Annotated in this window: 13 protein-coding genes; 10 read left to right on the forward strand and 3 right to left on the reverse strand. The window is 37.3% G+C overall.

The features are described from left to right. Positions 1–46 precede the first annotated feature (46 nt). On the reverse strand, positions 47–2,176 hold the full coding sequence (locus RAH34_RS20450) for a S9 family peptidase (protein ID WP_306597347.1): 2,130 nt from the start codon (positions 2,174–2,176) through the stop codon (positions 47–49). Between the two features lie 120 nt (positions 2,177–2,296). Between RAH34_RS20450 and RAH34_RS20455 the strand changes: the two genes are divergently transcribed. From RAH34_RS20455 to RAH34_RS20475, 5 genes are all read left to right on the forward strand, one after another. Further along, on the forward strand, positions 2,297–2,770 hold the full coding sequence (locus RAH34_RS20455; RefSeq protein ID WP_114820706.1) for a hypothetical protein: 474 nt from the start codon (positions 2,297–2,299) through the stop codon (positions 2,768–2,770). A gap of 11 nt (positions 2,771–2,781) precedes the next feature. After that, positions 2,782–2,970: a DUF6496 domain-containing protein gene (locus tag RAH34_RS20460; protein ID WP_110009528.1), complete on the forward strand. Its 189-nt coding sequence runs from the start codon at positions 2,782–2,784 to the stop codon at positions 2,968–2,970. Between the two features lie 456 nt (positions 2,971–3,426). Next, entirely contained in the window at positions 3,427–5,022 is a 1,596-nt protein-coding gene (locus tag RAH34_RS20465; RefSeq protein WP_306597348.1) for a sulfatase, read from the forward strand. An 18-nt stretch (positions 5,023–5,040) separates the two neighbouring features. After that, positions 5,041–6,651: a sulfatase gene (locus RAH34_RS20470; protein WP_306597349.1), complete on the forward strand. Its 1,611-nt coding sequence runs from the start codon at positions 5,041–5,043 to the stop codon at positions 6,649–6,651. A gap of 23 nt (positions 6,652–6,674) precedes the next feature. Continuing rightward, the gene (locus tag RAH34_RS20475) at positions 6,675–7,793 is read left to right on the forward strand and encodes a formylglycine-generating enzyme family protein (RefSeq protein ID WP_306597350.1); all 1,119 of its coding nucleotides are present in this window, start codon (positions 6,675–6,677) and stop codon (positions 7,791–7,793) included. Between the two features lie 2 nt (positions 7,794–7,795). Here the strand turns inward: RAH34_RS20475 and glgP are convergent, their stop codons facing one another. Continuing rightward, complete coding sequence (gene glgP / locus RAH34_RS20480; RefSeq protein WP_306597351.1) at positions 7,796–9,460, reverse strand: alpha-glucan family phosphorylase; 1,665 nt, start codon at positions 9,458–9,460, stop codon at positions 7,796–7,798. A 204-nt stretch (positions 9,461–9,664) separates the two neighbouring features. On the opposite strand from glgP, the gene RAH34_RS20485 reads away from it, so the two are divergent. From RAH34_RS20485 to RAH34_RS20505, 5 genes are all read left to right on the forward strand, one after another. Beyond that, the gene (locus RAH34_RS20485) at positions 9,665–10,462 is read left to right on the forward strand and encodes a hypothetical protein (RefSeq protein WP_306597352.1); all 798 of its coding nucleotides are present in this window, start codon (positions 9,665–9,667) and stop codon (positions 10,460–10,462) included. Positions 10,463–10,651: 189 nt separating this feature from the next. Continuing rightward, a complete protein-coding gene (locus tag RAH34_RS20490) occupies positions 10,652–12,751 on the forward strand; it encodes a T9SS type B sorting domain-containing protein (protein ID WP_306597353.1) in 2,100 nt (699 codons plus the stop codon). 78 nt (positions 12,752–12,829) lie between these two features. Further along, positions 12,830–13,420: a DUF1572 family protein gene (locus RAH34_RS20495; RefSeq protein ID WP_306597354.1), complete on the forward strand. Its 591-nt coding sequence runs from the start codon at positions 12,830–12,832 to the stop codon at positions 13,418–13,420. Positions 13,421–13,486: 66 nt separating this feature from the next. Beyond that, complete coding sequence (gene mtaB, locus RAH34_RS20500) at positions 13,487–14,833, forward strand: tRNA (N(6)-L-threonylcarbamoyladenosine(37)-C(2))-methylthiotransferase MtaB (RefSeq protein WP_306597355.1); 1,347 nt, start codon at positions 13,487–13,489, stop codon at positions 14,831–14,833. 53 nt (positions 14,834–14,886) lie between these two features. Beyond that, positions 14,887–16,404: an FMN-binding glutamate synthase family protein gene (locus RAH34_RS20505; protein WP_306597356.1), complete on the forward strand. Its 1,518-nt coding sequence runs from the start codon at positions 14,887–14,889 to the stop codon at positions 16,402–16,404. Between the two features lie 73 nt (positions 16,405–16,477). On the opposite strand, the gene RAH34_RS20510 is transcribed toward RAH34_RS20505, so the two are convergent. After that, positions 16,478–17,230, reverse strand: a complete 753-nt coding sequence (locus RAH34_RS20510) for a hypothetical protein (protein ID WP_114820716.1) — start codon at positions 17,228–17,230, stop codon at positions 16,478–16,480. Positions 17,231–17,285: the final 55 nt, after the last annotated feature.

Here is a 17,285-nt window from a genome sequence, read left to right on the forward strand (position 1 = left end):
TTTCAGAATTTCTGAAAGGGATTTTTTATGAGTTATAAATTGAATATTATAGATTATTCAGGATGAAATCCGTCATTTTCTGGTATAACTGAGGTCTTGTCTGTCCCCCATAGATTCCGTGGTTTTTATCAGGATAAGCCATGAAATCAAACTGTTTTTTGTTTTGAATCAAAGCTTCTGAAAACTCCATAGAATTCTGGAAGTGAACGTTATCATCAGCCGTTCCGTGAATTAATAGAAATTTGCCTTTTAATAAGTTAGCATATTCCGTAGGAGAATTTTTATCATATCCATCAGGATTTTCCTGAGGTGTTCTCATAAATCTTTCTGTGTACACAGAGTCATAATATCTCCAGTTGGTTACCGGTGCTACAGCAATTCCCACTTTGAAAACATCAGCTCCTTTAGTCATTGCTAAACTGGTCATATAACCCCCGAAGCTCCATCCGAACATTCCGATTCTGCTTTTGTCAATATAAGATTGGTTTCCGAACCACTTAGCTGCAGTGATCTGATCTTCGATCTCATATTTTCCTAAATTCATATAGGTAACCTTTTTGTATTTTGCTCCTTTGTAACCTGTGCCACGTCCGTCTACACAAGCGACAATATATCCTTTTTGTACAAGGTGATTGAACCACATGGCGTTTCCGTTATCCCATGAGTTGGCTACCTGCTGAGATCCAGGCCCGGAATACTGGAACATAAATAAAGGATATTTCTTGTTCGGATCAAAGTTTTTAGGCTTCATGATCCAGGCATTCATCTGATCGCCTACAGCGTTTGGAATCGTGATGAATTCCTTTTCAACAAAATTATCAGCCTTTAGTTTCTGTAACTGATCATTGTTGTTCTGAAGCTCTTTTACTGCTTTCCCGTTACCGTCTTTTAAAACGTATGTATAAGGTTTTGCTGCTGTAGAAGACGTTTCGATGAAATAATTATAGTTTTTGCTGAAGTTTGCAGAGTTATTTCCTTCTGCATTGGAGATCAGCTGGGTTTTTCCGTTTTCAATATTTACTTTGGAAATTACCTTATTGATGCTTCCTTTTTCAGTAGTCTGAACAAAAATTTCTTTGGACTTTGGATTAAACCCATAATAATCGGTTACCTCCCAGTTTCCTTTAGTAATTTGTTTTTTTAGTTTTCCATCTTTGTCATACCAATAAAGATGGCGGTTTCCATCTCTCTCAGAAGCCCAAAGGAATGAATCATCCTCAAGGAATTCAAGAGTAGGGCCATCGGTATCTACCCATTTTTCATCTGTTTCAGTAAATAATTTCTGAACTGCACCTGTTTTGGTATTTACTTTTAAGATATCTGATGCATTCTGAATCCTTTCAGAAGTAATTAAAACAATTTCATCTGCTTTTGCGGTCTGGAATACATTCGGAATATAGTAGTTTTTGAAAGAACCTAAGTTCAGCTGCGTTGTTTTTCCATTGTCAAGACGGTATAGCTGTGCTGAAACAACTGAGTTTTTTTCGCCTGCTTTAGGATATTTATAGCGCATTTCAGCCGGATAAAGGTTTTTCCCGTAAATAGGAATGTAGATCTCCGGAACCTGGCTTTCGTCAGACTTCACAAATACGATGGCATCAGAATTTTTTGTCCATTCGTATTGTCTTGCATGCCCGAATTCTTCCTCATATACCCAGTCTGCCAAACCATTCAGGATAGAATTCTTTTTACCATCGGTAGTAATCTGTGTGATTTTTCCTGAGCTAAGATCCTGATAGAAAAGATTATTGTCGGAAATAAAAGCCACTTTGGTAGCATCTGGTGAAAATGTAGGTTCCTGAACAGGTTTTCCTTCATTCAGACTTATTACTTTCCCGGATTTCAAATCTTTTACATCAAATTTGCCTAGAAAAGAATGTCTGTAAATAGGCTGGCTTCCTGTCTGTAAAAGAATTTTAGATTCGTCATCAGAAAAAATATAGCTTTCGAATTTTCCGTCTACAACATTTCCTTCCTTCTGAGAAGTTTTATAAGAATATTTTGCAATTCCTGAGGATTCAATCACAAGATAATTCTCTCCGTTTTTCATGGAAGAGATTCCCGCAATCCCTTTTCCGCGGTAATATCCTGAATATATTTTATCTAAAGTGATTTCCTGTGCTGACAAATTTTGGAATACCGCCGCAACAGTAAGAGTTAAGAGTAATTTTTTCATTTCTAGTACTAATGGATTTCAAAGATAATAATTTTATTAAATGTATAAAAAAGCTTTTCAAATAAGCTTTTTGGCAAAAAAATTGAATATCAATACTTATAATCAAATCAAATAATAATTATGGAAACGAATGCATACAACCAGAAACTGAACCGTTATGTATTAAAAGACCAGATTGTCTATACAGGTTTTTCCAGTTTTAATGACGCTGAAGAATGTGCTCATAAAAAAGGAGGAACATTGGTGGAAGTAGTATTTAGAGACGGGAATGATAATCCCGAAATTACTGATGAGGCGGGGTTGATAGAGAAAAAAATTCATTACTATGTGTATGCAGGCGATGAGTATAAATTTATCCATTCCTCAGATCCGGGATTTAGAAAATATGCAGATGAGCTGCAGAAAATAAAAGCAAAACTGCAACAATCTCCACCAGATGAGAGATATTTAGCCAATTTTGAAATTGAAAATGCAGAAGACCCGATTATTGTGATCAAAAATGATCATTTTGAATCGGTAACATCGAGAGAGCGTTCAAAATATTTGAAACATGCCTGTGTCTATGAATTAGGGGTATCCCTGCCAAAATCTTAAAAAATCTGATCATGAGCAAAACAAAATATTCAGAAAAAGCTCAGGACAAAGTAGGAAAAGTAATGCACGAATTCAAGGAAGGAAAATTGAAGTCTTCTTCCGGAAAGAAAGTGACAAGCAGAAAACAGGCCGTAGCCATCGGTATTTCTGAAGCACGTGAAAAAGGTATGAAAGTACCATCGAAAAAAAAAGGTAAATAACTTATAAATCCAGAAAGTTTTCTTTCTGGATTTTTTTATATAATATTTTGTATTCTATCTATTCCGGGTAATAAAAAGGAAAAAAAGGGACCAAAGTGCTCAAAAAACTGGGCGATTTGTTTCTTATTAAATGCAATTTTTCCTGTATTGTGATACTGTTATGTATTTTAACATGTTGTAAATATGCATGTTGCGTAACTGATGTATGTATGATGTAGTTCACTTTATATGAGTTTATTCGTTTTTGTTGCAATTTCACATCATTCATAATTCATTATAATCTTATTTCAAATATAAAACACAAATGATGAGAAAGAGCCTCTAATGTTTTATGGGTGGGTAAAGTTGGTCTTTATCCGGTATTAATTGATCTACAAACAGCCTTAGGGAACCTTTTCTTTTCTACCATGATAGGGTGCCGGTTCTCGCAAGGCTGATTATTAAAAACTAATTGATATGTTCGGAAATTGTACTTTAAAATCAATAGTCATTCTTCTGTTGATTTTACCATTTACTATCATTACAGGACAATCGCAAAAAAAATCCAAACCCAATGTAATTTTTATTGTCGTTGATGATCTGAGACCGGAACTGGGAGTGTATGGTAATCCAGTTATTAAGACCCCTAATATTGATAAGCTTGCCGGAAGAGGAACTACTTTCACAAATGCCTATTGCCAGGTGGCTGTTTGTGCTCCTTCTAGAGCAAGTGCCTTAACAGGTTTAAGACCGGATTCCACCAAAGTGTGGGTGTTGGGAGAAGAATTTCGTAAAATACACCCTGATATTGTAACAATTCCCCAGCAATTTGAAAAATTCAATTATCATACAGTATCCATCGGAAAGATTTTTCATAATCATATGCCTGATTCTATCTCTTTTCGTGAACCGGATCTCCGTCCTGAAGGATATGCCGTTAAGAATATGATAGACAGAGATCCTGAATCTTTTTATTTCAGTGGTGAATTTAAAGCTGAGCTTGCTGCCAAAAGATTGGAAAGATTAGCCAAAGATCCTAAAAGATATGGTAACGGCTGGGCATACGGACATTCTGTAGAAGTGGCAAACTGCCCTGATGATTCACTATATGATGGAGCACAGACATCCCTTGCCATTCAGACCATCAACCGTATTAAAAATAAAAAGAAACCTTTCTTCCTGGCATTGGGGTATTTCAGACCGCATTTACCCTTTGTAGCTCCTAAAAAGTACTGGGATCTTTATGATCCTATGCAAATACCGATGGCGGATAACAATTTTATTCCGTTCAATGCACCAAGTATGGCCATGTATAACCAAAGAGAGATGACTGCTTGCTATGACCTGGAATATGTAAAACATCCTGCCTACTTCCGGATGCCTGAAAAGGAGGCCAGAATGCTCAAACATGGGTATTATGCTTCTGTAAGTTATGTTGATGCCTGTATCGGAAGACTTGTAGATGAGCTTGAAAAACAAAAACTAATGGACAATACCATTATTGTATTATGGGGCGACCATGGCTGGAAACTGGGGGAGCATAACGCCTGGGGAAAGCAGACTAATTATTTAAATGATACCCGTGTTCCTCTTATTGTATATGCACCTGGAATGAAAAATCCGGGAAGTAAAAGCAATGAACTGGTAGAGATGGTAGATCTTTATCCTACCCTCTGTGATCTCGCAGGAATAGAAACGCCTGCTTATCTGCAAGGCGTAAGCTTTAAAAAACTTCTGAATGAAAATAGTGTAGAATGGAAAGGAGCAGTATTCAGTCAGTTCTTACGTCCTGCCGGAGAAGGAATAGATCTTAATAAGAAAAATTATATGGGATATTCAATGGTGACTAAAAATTATCACCTGATAGAATGGTACTATTGGGATAAGACAAACCAAAAGCCTGGAGAACTTGTGGCACAGGAACTTTATAATACCACTTCGGATCCGAAAGAAAATTTCAATATTGCCGTGTATCCTGAAAATAAAGACATTCTTGAAAAGCTTTCTGAGCAGCGTAAAAAAGGATGGAAAGAAGTGAAAAATAAGCTGTTCACAGCTAAATCTTATCAATAAAAAGAAAATCTATATCTGATGAAGAATTTCAATTTTTTAAAAATAGTACTCATTATATCGATTTGTAATTGCATAGCGGTAAGAGGCGAAAATTTTCATAAAGAAAATCCTAAACCTAAAAAAAATATAAGATCCGGGATAAAGCAGACCAGGCCCAATATTTTATTTATCCCGATTGATGATTTAAGACCTGAAATGGGCTCTTATGGAAATACAGTTATAAAAGCCCCCAATATGGATAAACTTGCGGCCAGAGGAGTTGTCTTTAAAAGAGCATATTGTCAGCAGGCTGTGTGTAATCCTTCAAGAGCCAGCCTTCTTACTGGTTTGAGACCTGATTCTGTTCGTGTATGGGATCTTCAGACAGATTTCAGGAAAAATCTGCCGGATATAGTAACCCTTCCGCAGATCTTTAAAAATAACGGCTATTATACAGTAGGAATTGGAAAAACCTTTCATAACACTTTACCTGATGATAAATCCTGGAATGAAGAACTTCATGTAAACGGATATCCATTTGATCCGGACGCCGTATATCAGCTGGAGAAAAATAAGACAATTCAGAAACAAAAGGAGCTTGCCCTGCAGAAAATGGGAAAAGGCAAGCCGGATGTTTATGGATTTATCTATACAAAGGCCAACTCTGTGGAAATGGCAGATGTAGATGATGATGCTTACTATGATGGAGCGCAAACCACCATGGCTATTCAAAAGCTGAAAGAATTAAAAGGAAAAGATCAGCCTTTCTTTTTTTCAGTAGGTTATTATCGTCCGCATTTACCATTTAACGCTCCTAAAAAATACTGGGATCTGTATAACAGAAATGATATACCTCTTGCGAAAAATCAATTCATGCCTGAAAATGCTCCTGAATTTGCTGTACATGGTGATGCTGAACTAAGAGGCTATACGGACAGGTCAGACCTGCCTCTGCCATCGGAAAAACCTTATGATGTTGAAAAACAAAGAGAAATTCTCCATGCATACTATGCATCTGTCTCTTATACAGATGCTCAGATAGGCAGGCTGTTAAAAGCCCTGGATGAATTAGGACTGAGTGAAAATACCATTATTGTATTGTGGGGAGACCATGGGTGGAAACTGGGTGAACATAACAGCTGGTGTAAGCAGAGTAACTATGAGATTGATACCAGAGTGCCGCTTATTATCAGTGGAGCAGGAGTGAAGGCAAAAGGAAAATCAAGCAATGCCCTGACAGAGTTCGTAGATATTTATCCTACTTTATGTGATATGAGCGGAATAAAGATTCCAGATTATCTTCAGGGAACCAGTATGAAACCTCTGCTTACTGATCCTGCCCATACCTGGAAGACAGCAGCCTACAGCCAGTTTTTATTGGGAAGATATGGGGTGAAATCCAAAGAAGCGCAAAATGTTGAAAGAATGGGGTATGCCATCAGGACAGACAGATACCGTTACGTGGAATGGTTTGAATGGAATAAAGAGACAGAAAAGCCCGGAGCTTATCTCGCCAGAGAACTTTATGATCATAAAAATGATCCTGATGAAAATATAAATATTGCGGAAGAAGTTCCTTCTAAAAAAATAGTCAATCAGCTTTCACTACAGTTGAAAAAAGGATGGAGATACAGTAAACCGAAATCATAAAAACTGTAAATATTCAGATAAAGATGATGTTTTCTTTTATAAAGGTGATGATTTATTTAGGTGTATTAAGCACGGCTTTTTCCTGTAATAAAAATAAAACCGTAGAACCTGCAGGAAATAAGCCGGGACACACTTGCATGAATGTACCGCAGCGATTGAATACCCCGGATTCCTCTCATGTCAGTTTTAATGGAAAAATTTCTCTGGAAGGAATGGTATTAATCCCTGGAGGAGAATTTGATATGGGAGGTGATAACAGTCAGGCCGACCCAGACGAATACCCTAAACATAGAGTAAAGGTTTCTCCGTTTTATATGGATGTAACAGAAGTGACGAACGCACAGTTCCGTAAATTTGTAAATGCTACAGGCTATATCACAACGGCAGAACGTAAACCAGATTGGAACGAATTAAAAAAAAATCTGCCCAAGGGTACTCCGAAACCTCCGGATAGTCTGTTGGTAGCTGCTTCATTAGTATTTAAACCCACAAGCAAGCCTGTGAATCTGAATGATTTCAGCCAATGGTGGAAATGGGTAAAAGGGGCCAACTGGAAACATCCGCAAGGGCCGGCCAGCAGTATTGAAGGAAAAGATAACTATCCTGTAGTGCATATAAGCTGGGACGATGCGCAGGCATATTGTAAATGGTCCGGTAAACGTTTGCCCACAGAAGCAGAATGGGAATTTGCAGCACGGGGTGGATTAAAAAATAATATCTATCCATGGGGCAATGAACCCATCAATAAAGGGATCCCTAAAGCAAACAGCTGGGAAGGAAAGTTTCCCTACTTTAATGAAAAGAAAGACGGATATCTTACCCTTGCCCCTGTACAATCATTTAAAGCCAATGGATATGGTCTGTATGATATGGCTGGAAACGTTTGGGAATGGTGCAGTGATTTATACAATTATGATTACTATAAAAAACTGGAAGACAGACTGGTTTTAAATCCTCAGGGCGCTGACGAGTCTTATGACCCTCAGGAACCTTATAGTGTAAAACGAAGCCTTCGTGGAGGAAGCTTTTTATGCAATGATAGCTACTGCAGTGGATACAGGGTGGCACGGCGTATGAAAAGCAGTCCTGATACAAGTCTTGAACATACCGGATTCAGGTGTGTTCAAGACATTGCTCATTAATTCTATTTTTGATTATTATAGAGGATTCTGTAGTATTCATCCGCCATCCTGTCGCTGTTGAAATGATCTTTCACATCATTCATTGCATTATGCTGAATTTTTCTCCATTCATCGGGGCGGTCATAATAGGTGGGAAGAATTTCGTTTTCAAGGATCTCATATAACGTATTTAAATCATAATTATCCTGTTCATAAATGCTCATATTCTGATAATCTGCTTTAGGCACAACGAAAGAGTTTTCTCCATGTTTGGCAAATTCCGGAATCCAGCCGTCATCTGTTGATAAATTAACAGAGCCGTTCATGGCAGCCGTCATACCGGAAGTTCCGGAAGCTTCCCTTGGAACTCTTGGATTATTAAGCCATACATCAGAACCCTGTTTTAAAGACTTACTTAAAGAAAGTTCATACCCCGTAAGAACAGCCATATTTTTATGGTTTTTACTTTCTTCTACCAGCGTGTTGAACGTAGAAATAGCGGAGTAGTCCATTGGGTAAGGTTTTCCTGCCCAGATAATCTGTACCGGATATTTTGGATGGTTCAGAAGCCTGTAGAATCTTTCCCTGTCATGTAAAAGAAGTTCCGCTCTCTTGTAACCTGCAAATCTTCTGGCCCAGACCATGGTAAATATATTAGGATTAAATAAATTTCCTGTCTGATCTGCAACAATACTGAAAAGTTTTTTCTTCAGATATTTTTTGCGGAAATCGAAAACAGTAGCATCATTTTCATCTTTTGCATTGTATAAAGGTTTATCAGCCCAATACTTGAATTCCTGAGCATTGGTAATAGAAGTGATTTCACAGATTCCCGGATATTTATTCCACATTGCTCTGGAAACTACTCCATGAAGCTGGGAAACTCCATTGGCCATTCTTGCCATTCTTAATGCACAAAGAGAGTGATTGAAACGGTCATCATCAGATCCTTCAATATTTTTCACTTCTTCCATGCTGTATCCAGAAAAATAGGACATGTCATAACATAATCTGAAGCTGTGCTTTTCATTACCAGCTTCTTCAGGAGTATGAGTGGTGAAAACCAGTTTTTCTTTAACTTTATCAAGATCTCCGTTATATTTTCTCAGAAGATAAAAGGCTGCAGGAAGTCCATGGGCTTCATTAAGGTGGTAAACCTCCCTCTCAATGTTCATTTCATCCAGTAGCTTGGCTCCTCCTTTCCCCAATAAAATATATTGAGCAAGTTTTGTAGATTCATTCGCATCATACAGCTTGTGACAGATTGTTTTGGAAACATGATCATTTTCCGGAACATCTGTAGAAAGGAAAAACATGGGTGCCGTATTGAAAATTTCAGGATCAAGGTACCAAACTTTTACCCAAACCGGAGCACTATGGATTTCAATTTGGAATTTTATTCCGGTGTCTTCAAGAAAACTGTACATCTTTCTCGTCCATACAGGTTGTAAAGTCTGATCGTGGTTTCTTGCCTGGTCATAATAACCAAATTTCCATAGGATACCGATTCCAATAAGATCCTGCTTAAGATTATAAGCACTTCTCATGTGAGATCCTGCCAGAAAGCCAAGTCCTCCTGAATATATTTTCAGTACCTGCTCAAGAGCAAATTCCATTGAGAAATAAACGGCTTTTTTTGAATATTGAGGATTGATCGTGTAGGGTATTTTGAAATTCCTAAAATCCATAAATGTGGGTTTGTGTTTAAAAAGACAAAGGTATTAATTATGAAAATAAACTTTACATTAATTAATCGATAAATTAATAAAAAAACTACGTATTGAATTGTTTTTTTACTTACCTTTAAGAGTGTAAATTTTTGATTATCAAAAACTTTTAATGATGAAAGCCATTGGCTGCATGTGTTCTTTAATTAAATAAAAAAATCACACATGAAAAAGACGTTTTCTGAAGAAGATCTGATAAAGAATCTGAGTTTATATTACCTGAACCGGCATTTGAAAAAAAAGCCCATAGAGAAGTATCACCGTACCATAGATGAATCTCCGCTGCATGACCGTGAAAAGTACAGAAAGAAATCCGAGATTCTTCTTCTCAACTCTTTTATGCATCATTTCCCCGAGGTGAAATTTGAAAACCTTACCTGCGAGAGTCCGGACTTTATCGCCAAATTAAACGACAAAAAAATCGGAATAGAACTGACCGAAGTGATCAATCATCTGGAAATGAAAAAAGTGGAAAGCACTTTGAATAAAATGTTCCGTCAGGCAGAAATAATATTAGAACAGGAAGACACTACGAAATATCGTGGTGTTTATTTTTTAGAATTCCATCCGGCAACCAAATTTGATAACCTGGAAGTACAGCAGGAAAATATTATCAGTATTTATAAAAGTATTAAAAAAAATAAGCCTGTAGGCTGCGTAAAAAGCCTCAGGAAATCTTTCCATCGCAGAAATGTATTTATCACCCATGAGTACAGCATGAATCTGTTTGATGAACTGTGCTCCGAAAAGATTCTGGAACTTATTGAAAAGAAGAACGAAAAATTCCCTTATTATGACACCTCAGTAGATGAATGCTGGCTGGTGATTGTTTCCGATATGAATTCTATTGCCTCAAGATATACCTTCATTCAGGATAAGGAACATCTGAAAGAAGTAAAAAGCCCTTTCCATAAAATATTTCATCTGGAAAATCTCTGTGGAAATATTACCAGTATAAAATAAATGTAATGTTTGAGTATTCTGTTCTTTAATATGATATAAGGTGTATAATTTTAAATTATTTCAAGTTTTAATTTATAATAGTTTAAAATTATTTGGATTTTATTGTTTTTAATTAAAATTAAGTTATATTTGATGTGTGTTGATTATCAATACGATGTATAACTGATGTAACCATAAAAACAATAATCTATGAGAAAACTTCTACTTTTCATACTTATATGTCTCTCTCATACTTTCTATGCTCAGGCTGATTGTGCCACTGCACTTTCTGTTTGTGGAAATTCAAATATCACGTATAGTCCTACAGGATATGGTAATATAAAAGAGCTGGTCAACTCAGGAAGCTGCATAGACTTTACCGGAGAGCACAATTCGATCTGGTATAAAATTACCATCGCTACAGGAGGAACGCTTACCTTCGATCTGGTTCCTAATAATCCGGATGCTGATTACGACTGGGCAATTTTTGGTCCCAATGTAAACTGTGGAAGTTTGGGATCACCTATACGTTGTAACGCGGCAACCGTTATTGGCCCAGGTCCCGCTACAGGATTAAATATGACAAGTACGCTTTTAAGTGCTGCAGGAGGTTCTTTAACTCCTTATTGCAGATATCTTGATGTTTTGCCGGGACAGACTTATTATTTATTTATCGATAACTGGGTGAGCAGCACCAGTTCTACTACAGCACCGTTTTCTTTAACGTGGGGAGGAACTGCAACATTGGCTTCACCATTTACCGATCCAAATATTCAGACTCAGCCATTTATTCCTCCGGGCATCCCGGCGGCAAATCCTGCAGACCCAAGAGAGGTTGTAATATGCTCTGCTACAGCTTTGTTTGATTTTTCTACCTTATCCTCCGGAATTCTAAACGGAAATCAAAATTTTGGGGTAAGTTATCATCTGAGTCAGAATGATGCCTTAACAGGGAATAATCCTATTACAGCTCCTATTACAGTCAATACAACAACTGTCTATTATTACAGCATCAATTATACCGATCCGGCCAATGCATCTAATCCGCTTAATAAATGTAAACAGGTTGGAACATTTAAATTTAAAAATGGTTCTATTACAGCCAAAAATGCAATTTTGACTGAATGCAACAACAATAATGCAGGGACTGCTTTATTTGATTTAACCACAGCGGACGTTATCGGAACCCTAAATGTTACTAAAAAATACTATCCTACAATGGCAGATCTCAATGCCGGAACCAATGAGATTACGACCCCAATGGCATTTGTGTCCGCAGAAGGAATTATCTATGTAAAGGTGATCTCAGAATTTGGTTGTACTGCAGTAGCACAGATTACGCTGAAATTTTATCCTGTTGTAGTCGTGAATGAAACAACTTTGAGATCATGCTTCATTGAAGCCAGTCCATCCACAGCTTCTTTCAATCTTGTCAATGCTTCAGTAACCGGACAAACCAATCCTACAAAAAAATACTATCCTTCACTAACGGATGCCCTTAATCAGACCAATGAAATTCTGAATGCCAATAATTATATTGCCCCTAATGGATTTGTATATATAAGAGTATCCAATGCTCAGGGATGTTATAATGTGGCGAAGGTTACTTTAGTCGTTATTCCACCTGTCTATTCTGATAAACTTAAAGATGTGACTATTTGTGCAGAAGACCAGACCACGCTGGATGCAGGGCCCGGATTTAAAAGTTATGAGTGGAGCACAGGAGCTACTACACAAACGATCAAAGCAGGAATAGGAGTATATTGGGTAAAACTTAAAACGGGAGAATGTGTTACCACACAAACTGTAAAAGTACTTCCTTCGGAACAGCCGGTTGTTTCAGGTATTGATATCTCGAATAATACCATCACAGTATCTGTAATAGGAGGAACTCCGGCTTATAAATATTCAATAGATAATATCATCTGGCAGGATTCCAATGTTTTCAATAATCTTTCAAGGGGAGATCATAAGGTCTATGTAAAAGATGCTTATGACTGTGATCCGATAGAAATCGGAATTGTTGTCCCTAATTTGATCAACGTGATAACTCCTAATGCAGATGGAATCAATGATGTGATTGATTACTCAGCCCTGGCCAGTAAACAAAATCTGATCATGAATGTCTTTGATCGTTATGGAAACAAAATATTCCAGGCAGACAGATCCAATGGCTATAAATGGGATGGTACCCAGGGAGGAAGAAGAGTGCCTACAGGAACATACTGGTATTCTATCACATGGAATGAAAATGATAAAAAGAACACTGCCATTAAATTCACCGGTTGGGTATTGGTGAAAAACAAATAAAATAAATAGAAAAAACCATTTCAATCGAAATGGTTTTTATTTTTAAAAGTTTTTAAATTAGATATCAAAATAGAAAGAATGAAAGACTTGCTTGTAAAACGTTTTGAATACTATAAATCTCTTGGTGATAAAACCTTTGAACAGTTAACAGATGAACAGATGTTCTGGCAGTACAATGAAGAAAGTAATTCTATTGCCATTATTGTGAAACATCTTGCAGGAAATATGCTTTCACGATGGACCAATTTCCTTACCGAAGATGGTGAGAAATCCTGGCGTAACCGAGATGGAGAATTTGTCAATACTTTTACCACTAAAGAGCAGGTCCTTGATTTTTGGGAACAAGGTTGGAAATGTTTCTTTGATGCTCTTGATAAAATAAACGAGGAAAATCTCTATTCCACAACGTATATCAGAGGAGAAGCACATGCGGTTATTGATGCAGTTCTTCGTCAATTGGCTCATTATCCTTACCACATCGGGCAAATTGTTTATATCGCTAAAATGATAAAGAATGAAAATTGGAATACACTTTCAATTGCCAGAAACCGATCTCAACAGTTTAATACAGAAATGAAAACCAAATTTTCAAATCAGAATCCGGATATCAATTCATCGCCCGTCTGCTTTCAAAACAGTCCCGAAGTAAGAGATGAATATAAACAATAGATTGAATCAATCTTGGATTCTTATTAAAATTACTATCTTTGCACCCATAAAATTCAGGAGTACCAAATGTCTACTTTTCACAGAACTGCCGCGTTTCATACACTGGGCTGCAAATTAAACTTTGCAGAAACATCTACTATTGCCCGTCAATTAACAGATGCAGGTTATGATAAGGTAAGTTTTGATGAAAAAGCCAATGTGTATGTTATCAATACATGTTCTGTGACAGAAAATGCTGACCGTGAATGTAAACTCCACGTGAAAAGAGCCATGAAAGCCAATCCTGAGGGACTGGTTGTAATTGTTGGATGCTACGCACAGTTAAAACCTGAAGAAATTTCACAGATTGAAGGAGTTGACCTGGTTTTAGGAGCAAAAGAAAAATTCAATATTCTGAGCTACCTTGACGATTTGGAAAAATCTGAAAATGAAGGTGTTGTTCATTCCTGTGAAATTGAAGAAACCGATTTCTTTATCGGAAGTTATTCTATAGGAGACAGAACCAGAGCTTTCCTGAAAGTACAGGATGGCTGTGACTACAAATGTACTTACTGTACCATTCCGTTAGCCAGAGGAATTTCACGTTCCGATACCATCGAAAACGTTCTCAGAAATGCTACTGAAATTGCCGCAAAAGACATCAAGGAAATTGTTCTTACAGGGGTGAATATCGGTGATTATGGTAAAGGAGAATTTGGAAATAAAAGACACGAACATACCTTCCTTGATCTTATTTCAGAACTGGATCAAGTAGAAGGAATAGAAAGAATCCGTATCTCTTCGATTGAACCCAATCTTTTGAAAGATGAAAGTATTGAGCTGGTTTCTAAAAGCAAAAGCTTTGTTCCGCATTTTCATATCCCGTTACAATCCGGAAGCGATGATCTCTTGAAAAAGATGAAACGTCGTTACCTGACCAAGCTCTATAATGACAGAGTGAACAAAATCCGCGAGGTAATGCCTGATGCGGCTATCGGAGTAGATGTTATTGTAGGATTCCCGGGAGAAACAGAAGAAAGATTTATGGAAACCTATAATTTCCTGAATGAACTTCCTATCACTTACCTTCACGTATTTACCTATTCTGAAAGAGAAAATACGGAAGCTGCAGCTATGGACGGAGTAGTTCCTGTAGCAGAAAGAAAAAAACGTAATAAAATGCTGAGAATTCTTTCCGAAAAGAAGAAAATGGCATTTTATCAGACCCAATTGGGAAAAACGCTGCCTGTTCTTTGGGAGCACGAAAATAAAGACGGGAAAATGTTTGGCTTCACAGAAAACTATGTGAGAGTCCAGAAAGACTTTGATCCTGCATCCGTAAATCAAATCGAATTTCTGAATTTAGAAAAAATCCTGTCAGATGGCACGGTTTCTGTGCAATCTTCTTACCAAAATTTTTTAGCAAAAGCGTAGGCTCTTTGCTAAAATTCTACTAAATTTATTTTTAAACTTTAAATACTACATTCATGAGAGATAAGTTTTTATCTTGGGGAATTGTATTAGTAATTGCTACGTGGATTATAGCAATACTGATCAGAGCGCATTACTGGATACCTACGCTGTTATCCGCAATTTATGCATTGGGTGTTTACAATGCTTACCAATCGAAACATGCCATTTTGAGGAACTTTCCCGTATTGGGATACTTCAGGTATTTTTTCGAAAGTATTTCACCCGAAATGCAGCAATACTTTATTGAAAGGGAAACAGATGGAAAGCCATTTCCAAGAAACCAGCGTTCTGCAGCATACAGACGTGCAAAAAATTTAAGTGATACCGTAGCTTTTGGTACACAGCTGGAAGTGAATCACAGAAAATATGAAGGAATCAAGCATTCCATTTATGCCAAGTCGCCATCAGAAGAACTTCCGAGAGTATGGGTAGGAGGAGAGCAGTGTACACAGCCTTACCATGCTTCTTTATTCAATATTTCAGCCATGAGTTTCGGGGCATTGAGTGACAGGGCACAGATTTCACTGAACAGAGGCGCAAAAAAAGGAAACTTTTATCATAATACGGGAGAAGGAGGAATTTCACCTTATCATCTGGAAGGAGGAGATCTTTGCTGGCAGATAGGAACTGGATATTTCGGATGTCGCGACGCGGAAGGAAAATTCAATCCTGAATTATTTACAAAATATTCCACCCTTCCTAATGTGAAAATGATTGAAATCAAATTATCACAGGGAGCAAAACCAGGACACGGTGGAGTGCTTCCGGGAGTAAAAAATACACCGGAAATTGCAGCGATTCGTCATGTCACACCTGGAATGACTGTTATTTCACCACCTTCACACAGTGCTTTTTCTGATGCAGCCGGATTGCTGAGGTTTGTACAGCAGTTAAGAGAACTTTCAGGAGGAAAGCCAATTGGTTTTAAACTTTGTATCGGTGATACCAAAGAATTTGAAGATATCTGTGTACAGATGAATGTGCTGAAAATTTATCCTGACTTTATTACCATAGACGGAGCAGAAGGAGGAACAGGAGCTGCACCACCGGAGTTTTCAGATGGAGTAGGGATGCCATTGGAACCTGCCTTGATCTTTGTGAACAGAACGCTTAATAACTATAATCTGAGAAGTAAATTAAGAGTGATTGCCAGCGGTAAAGTTCTTACCAGTCTTGACATTCTGAGAGCTGTCGCAATGGGCGCAGATATGTGTAACAATGCCAGAGGATTTATGTTCTCTTTAGGATGTATCCAGGCGTTGAGATGTAACTCAAACAACTGTCCTACAGGAGTGGCAACTCAGGATAAAATGCTTATTAAAGGACTTGATGTGACGGATAAAGCTGAAAGAGTATATCACTTTCACAAAAATACACTTCATACCTGCAATGAACTGATTGCTGCTGCAGGAAGAAGCTCTTATGAAGAAGTTGATGCTACCATGTTTATGAGAGGAGATGAATTTGACCACCTTGCTGATCTGTACTTCCCTGATATTTTAGGGAATGTAAAACAGAAAGCAAGATCGTAATTCAGATTGATATAAAACAAAACCCCAAAAACATTATTTGGGGTTTTATTTTGTATTGTATTATTTACACTATTTATTTTTGTTTTTCTCCGTCAGGTCTATCTGCTCTTCCATAAATCTGAAAGTTAAATACGAAAGACCTGTTTCTGTAAGACATGTTTAAATACGGATAGTGAGGGTTTCTCGCAAAAGCAGCTCTGGAAGGAACAATAATTACTCCCTGTAGGTTATAAGGTGTTTCACTTACAAGATCATTGAATGCTTTGAATTTCTGTAAAGCTTCTCTGAAGCCTGATATTTGATAATAACCAGCCTGTTTTGCCGCATCTGTTGTGCCAGCATCCAATATTGATTGCTTTACATAATAATATGTTGGGTCAACAACAGGAACACCCGTTCCGTCAATGGTATTTAAAAATGCAGTTTTTGATGTAAACGAAGTGTTTCCGTCTGAATTAACTGCCAGGTAAGAGTATGCTCTTCCCATAATTTTGATAATATCAGTGCTGCCAATCGTTTTTTCATCAGCTGGTGCAGGCTGAGCTCCGCTTCTGACAATATAGATTGTTCCTGAAGGAAGGGTCAAAGGTGATAATTCAGATAATTTCTTTTCATTATCATCTGCAGTATCTGTAGAACTGAAAGCTTTTATATTCCCCTGCGCATCAAGATAATTCTCATCCATGAATTTCTTAATGGCCTGATCATCATAGGTGTTTTGAGTAGCAACATCTTCCGGCTCTACATAGGTTGATACATCATCATCTTTCTTACAAGCAGAAAAACACAAAGATCCTGCAAGGATATATAAAAATATTTTTTTCATTTCAAAAAACTTTAATTACTTTACAAATAATATAACGGCAAAAGTATAAAAAATT

The sequence above is a fragment of the Chryseobacterium sp. WLY505 genome, from assembly GCF_030846215.1.
GTDB lineage: Bacteria > Bacteroidota > Bacteroidia > Flavobacteriales > Weeksellaceae > Chryseobacterium.

What these genes read in the sequence shown, in the direction of transcription:
- RAH34_RS20470 (WP_306597349.1), top strand. Translation starts at nt 5,041, where the DNA reads ATGAAGAATTTCAATTTTTTAAAAATAGTACTCATTATATCGATTTGT.
- glgP (WP_306597351.1), bottom strand. Translation starts at nt 9,460, where the DNA reads ATGGATTTTAGGAATTTCAAAATACCCTACACGATCAATCCTCAATAT.
- RAH34_RS20485 (WP_306597352.1), top strand. Translation starts at nt 9,665, where the DNA reads ATGAAAAAGACGTTTTCTGAAGAAGATCTGATAAAGAATCTGAGTTTA.
- RAH34_RS20455 (WP_114820706.1), top strand. Translation starts at nt 2,297, where the DNA reads ATGGAAACGAATGCATACAACCAGAAACTGAACCGTTATGTATTAAAA.
- RAH34_RS20465 (WP_306597348.1), top strand. Translation starts at nt 3,427, where the DNA reads ATGTTCGGAAATTGTACTTTAAAATCAATAGTCATTCTTCTGTTGATT.
- RAH34_RS20505 (WP_306597356.1), top strand. Translation starts at nt 14,887, where the DNA reads ATGAGAGATAAGTTTTTATCTTGGGGAATTGTATTAGTAATTGCTACG.
- RAH34_RS20495 (WP_306597354.1), top strand. Translation starts at nt 12,830, where the DNA reads ATGAAAGACTTGCTTGTAAAACGTTTTGAATACTATAAATCTCTTGGT.
- RAH34_RS20475 (WP_306597350.1), top strand. Translation starts at nt 6,675, where the DNA reads ATGATGTTTTCTTTTATAAAGGTGATGATTTATTTAGGTGTATTAAGC.
- RAH34_RS20450 (WP_306597347.1), bottom strand. Translation starts at nt 2,176, where the DNA reads ATGAAAAAATTACTCTTAACTCTTACTGTTGCGGCGGTATTCCAAAAT.
- RAH34_RS20510 (WP_114820716.1), bottom strand. Translation starts at nt 17,230, where the DNA reads ATGAAAAAAATATTTTTATATATCCTTGCAGGATCTTTGTGTTTTTCT.
- mtaB (WP_306597355.1), top strand. Translation starts at nt 13,487, where the DNA reads ATGTCTACTTTTCACAGAACTGCCGCGTTTCATACACTGGGCTGCAAA.
- RAH34_RS20460 (WP_110009528.1), top strand. Translation starts at nt 2,782, where the DNA reads ATGAGCAAAACAAAATATTCAGAAAAAGCTCAGGACAAAGTAGGAAAA.
- RAH34_RS20490 (WP_306597353.1), top strand. Translation starts at nt 10,652, where the DNA reads ATGAGAAAACTTCTACTTTTCATACTTATATGTCTCTCTCATACTTTC.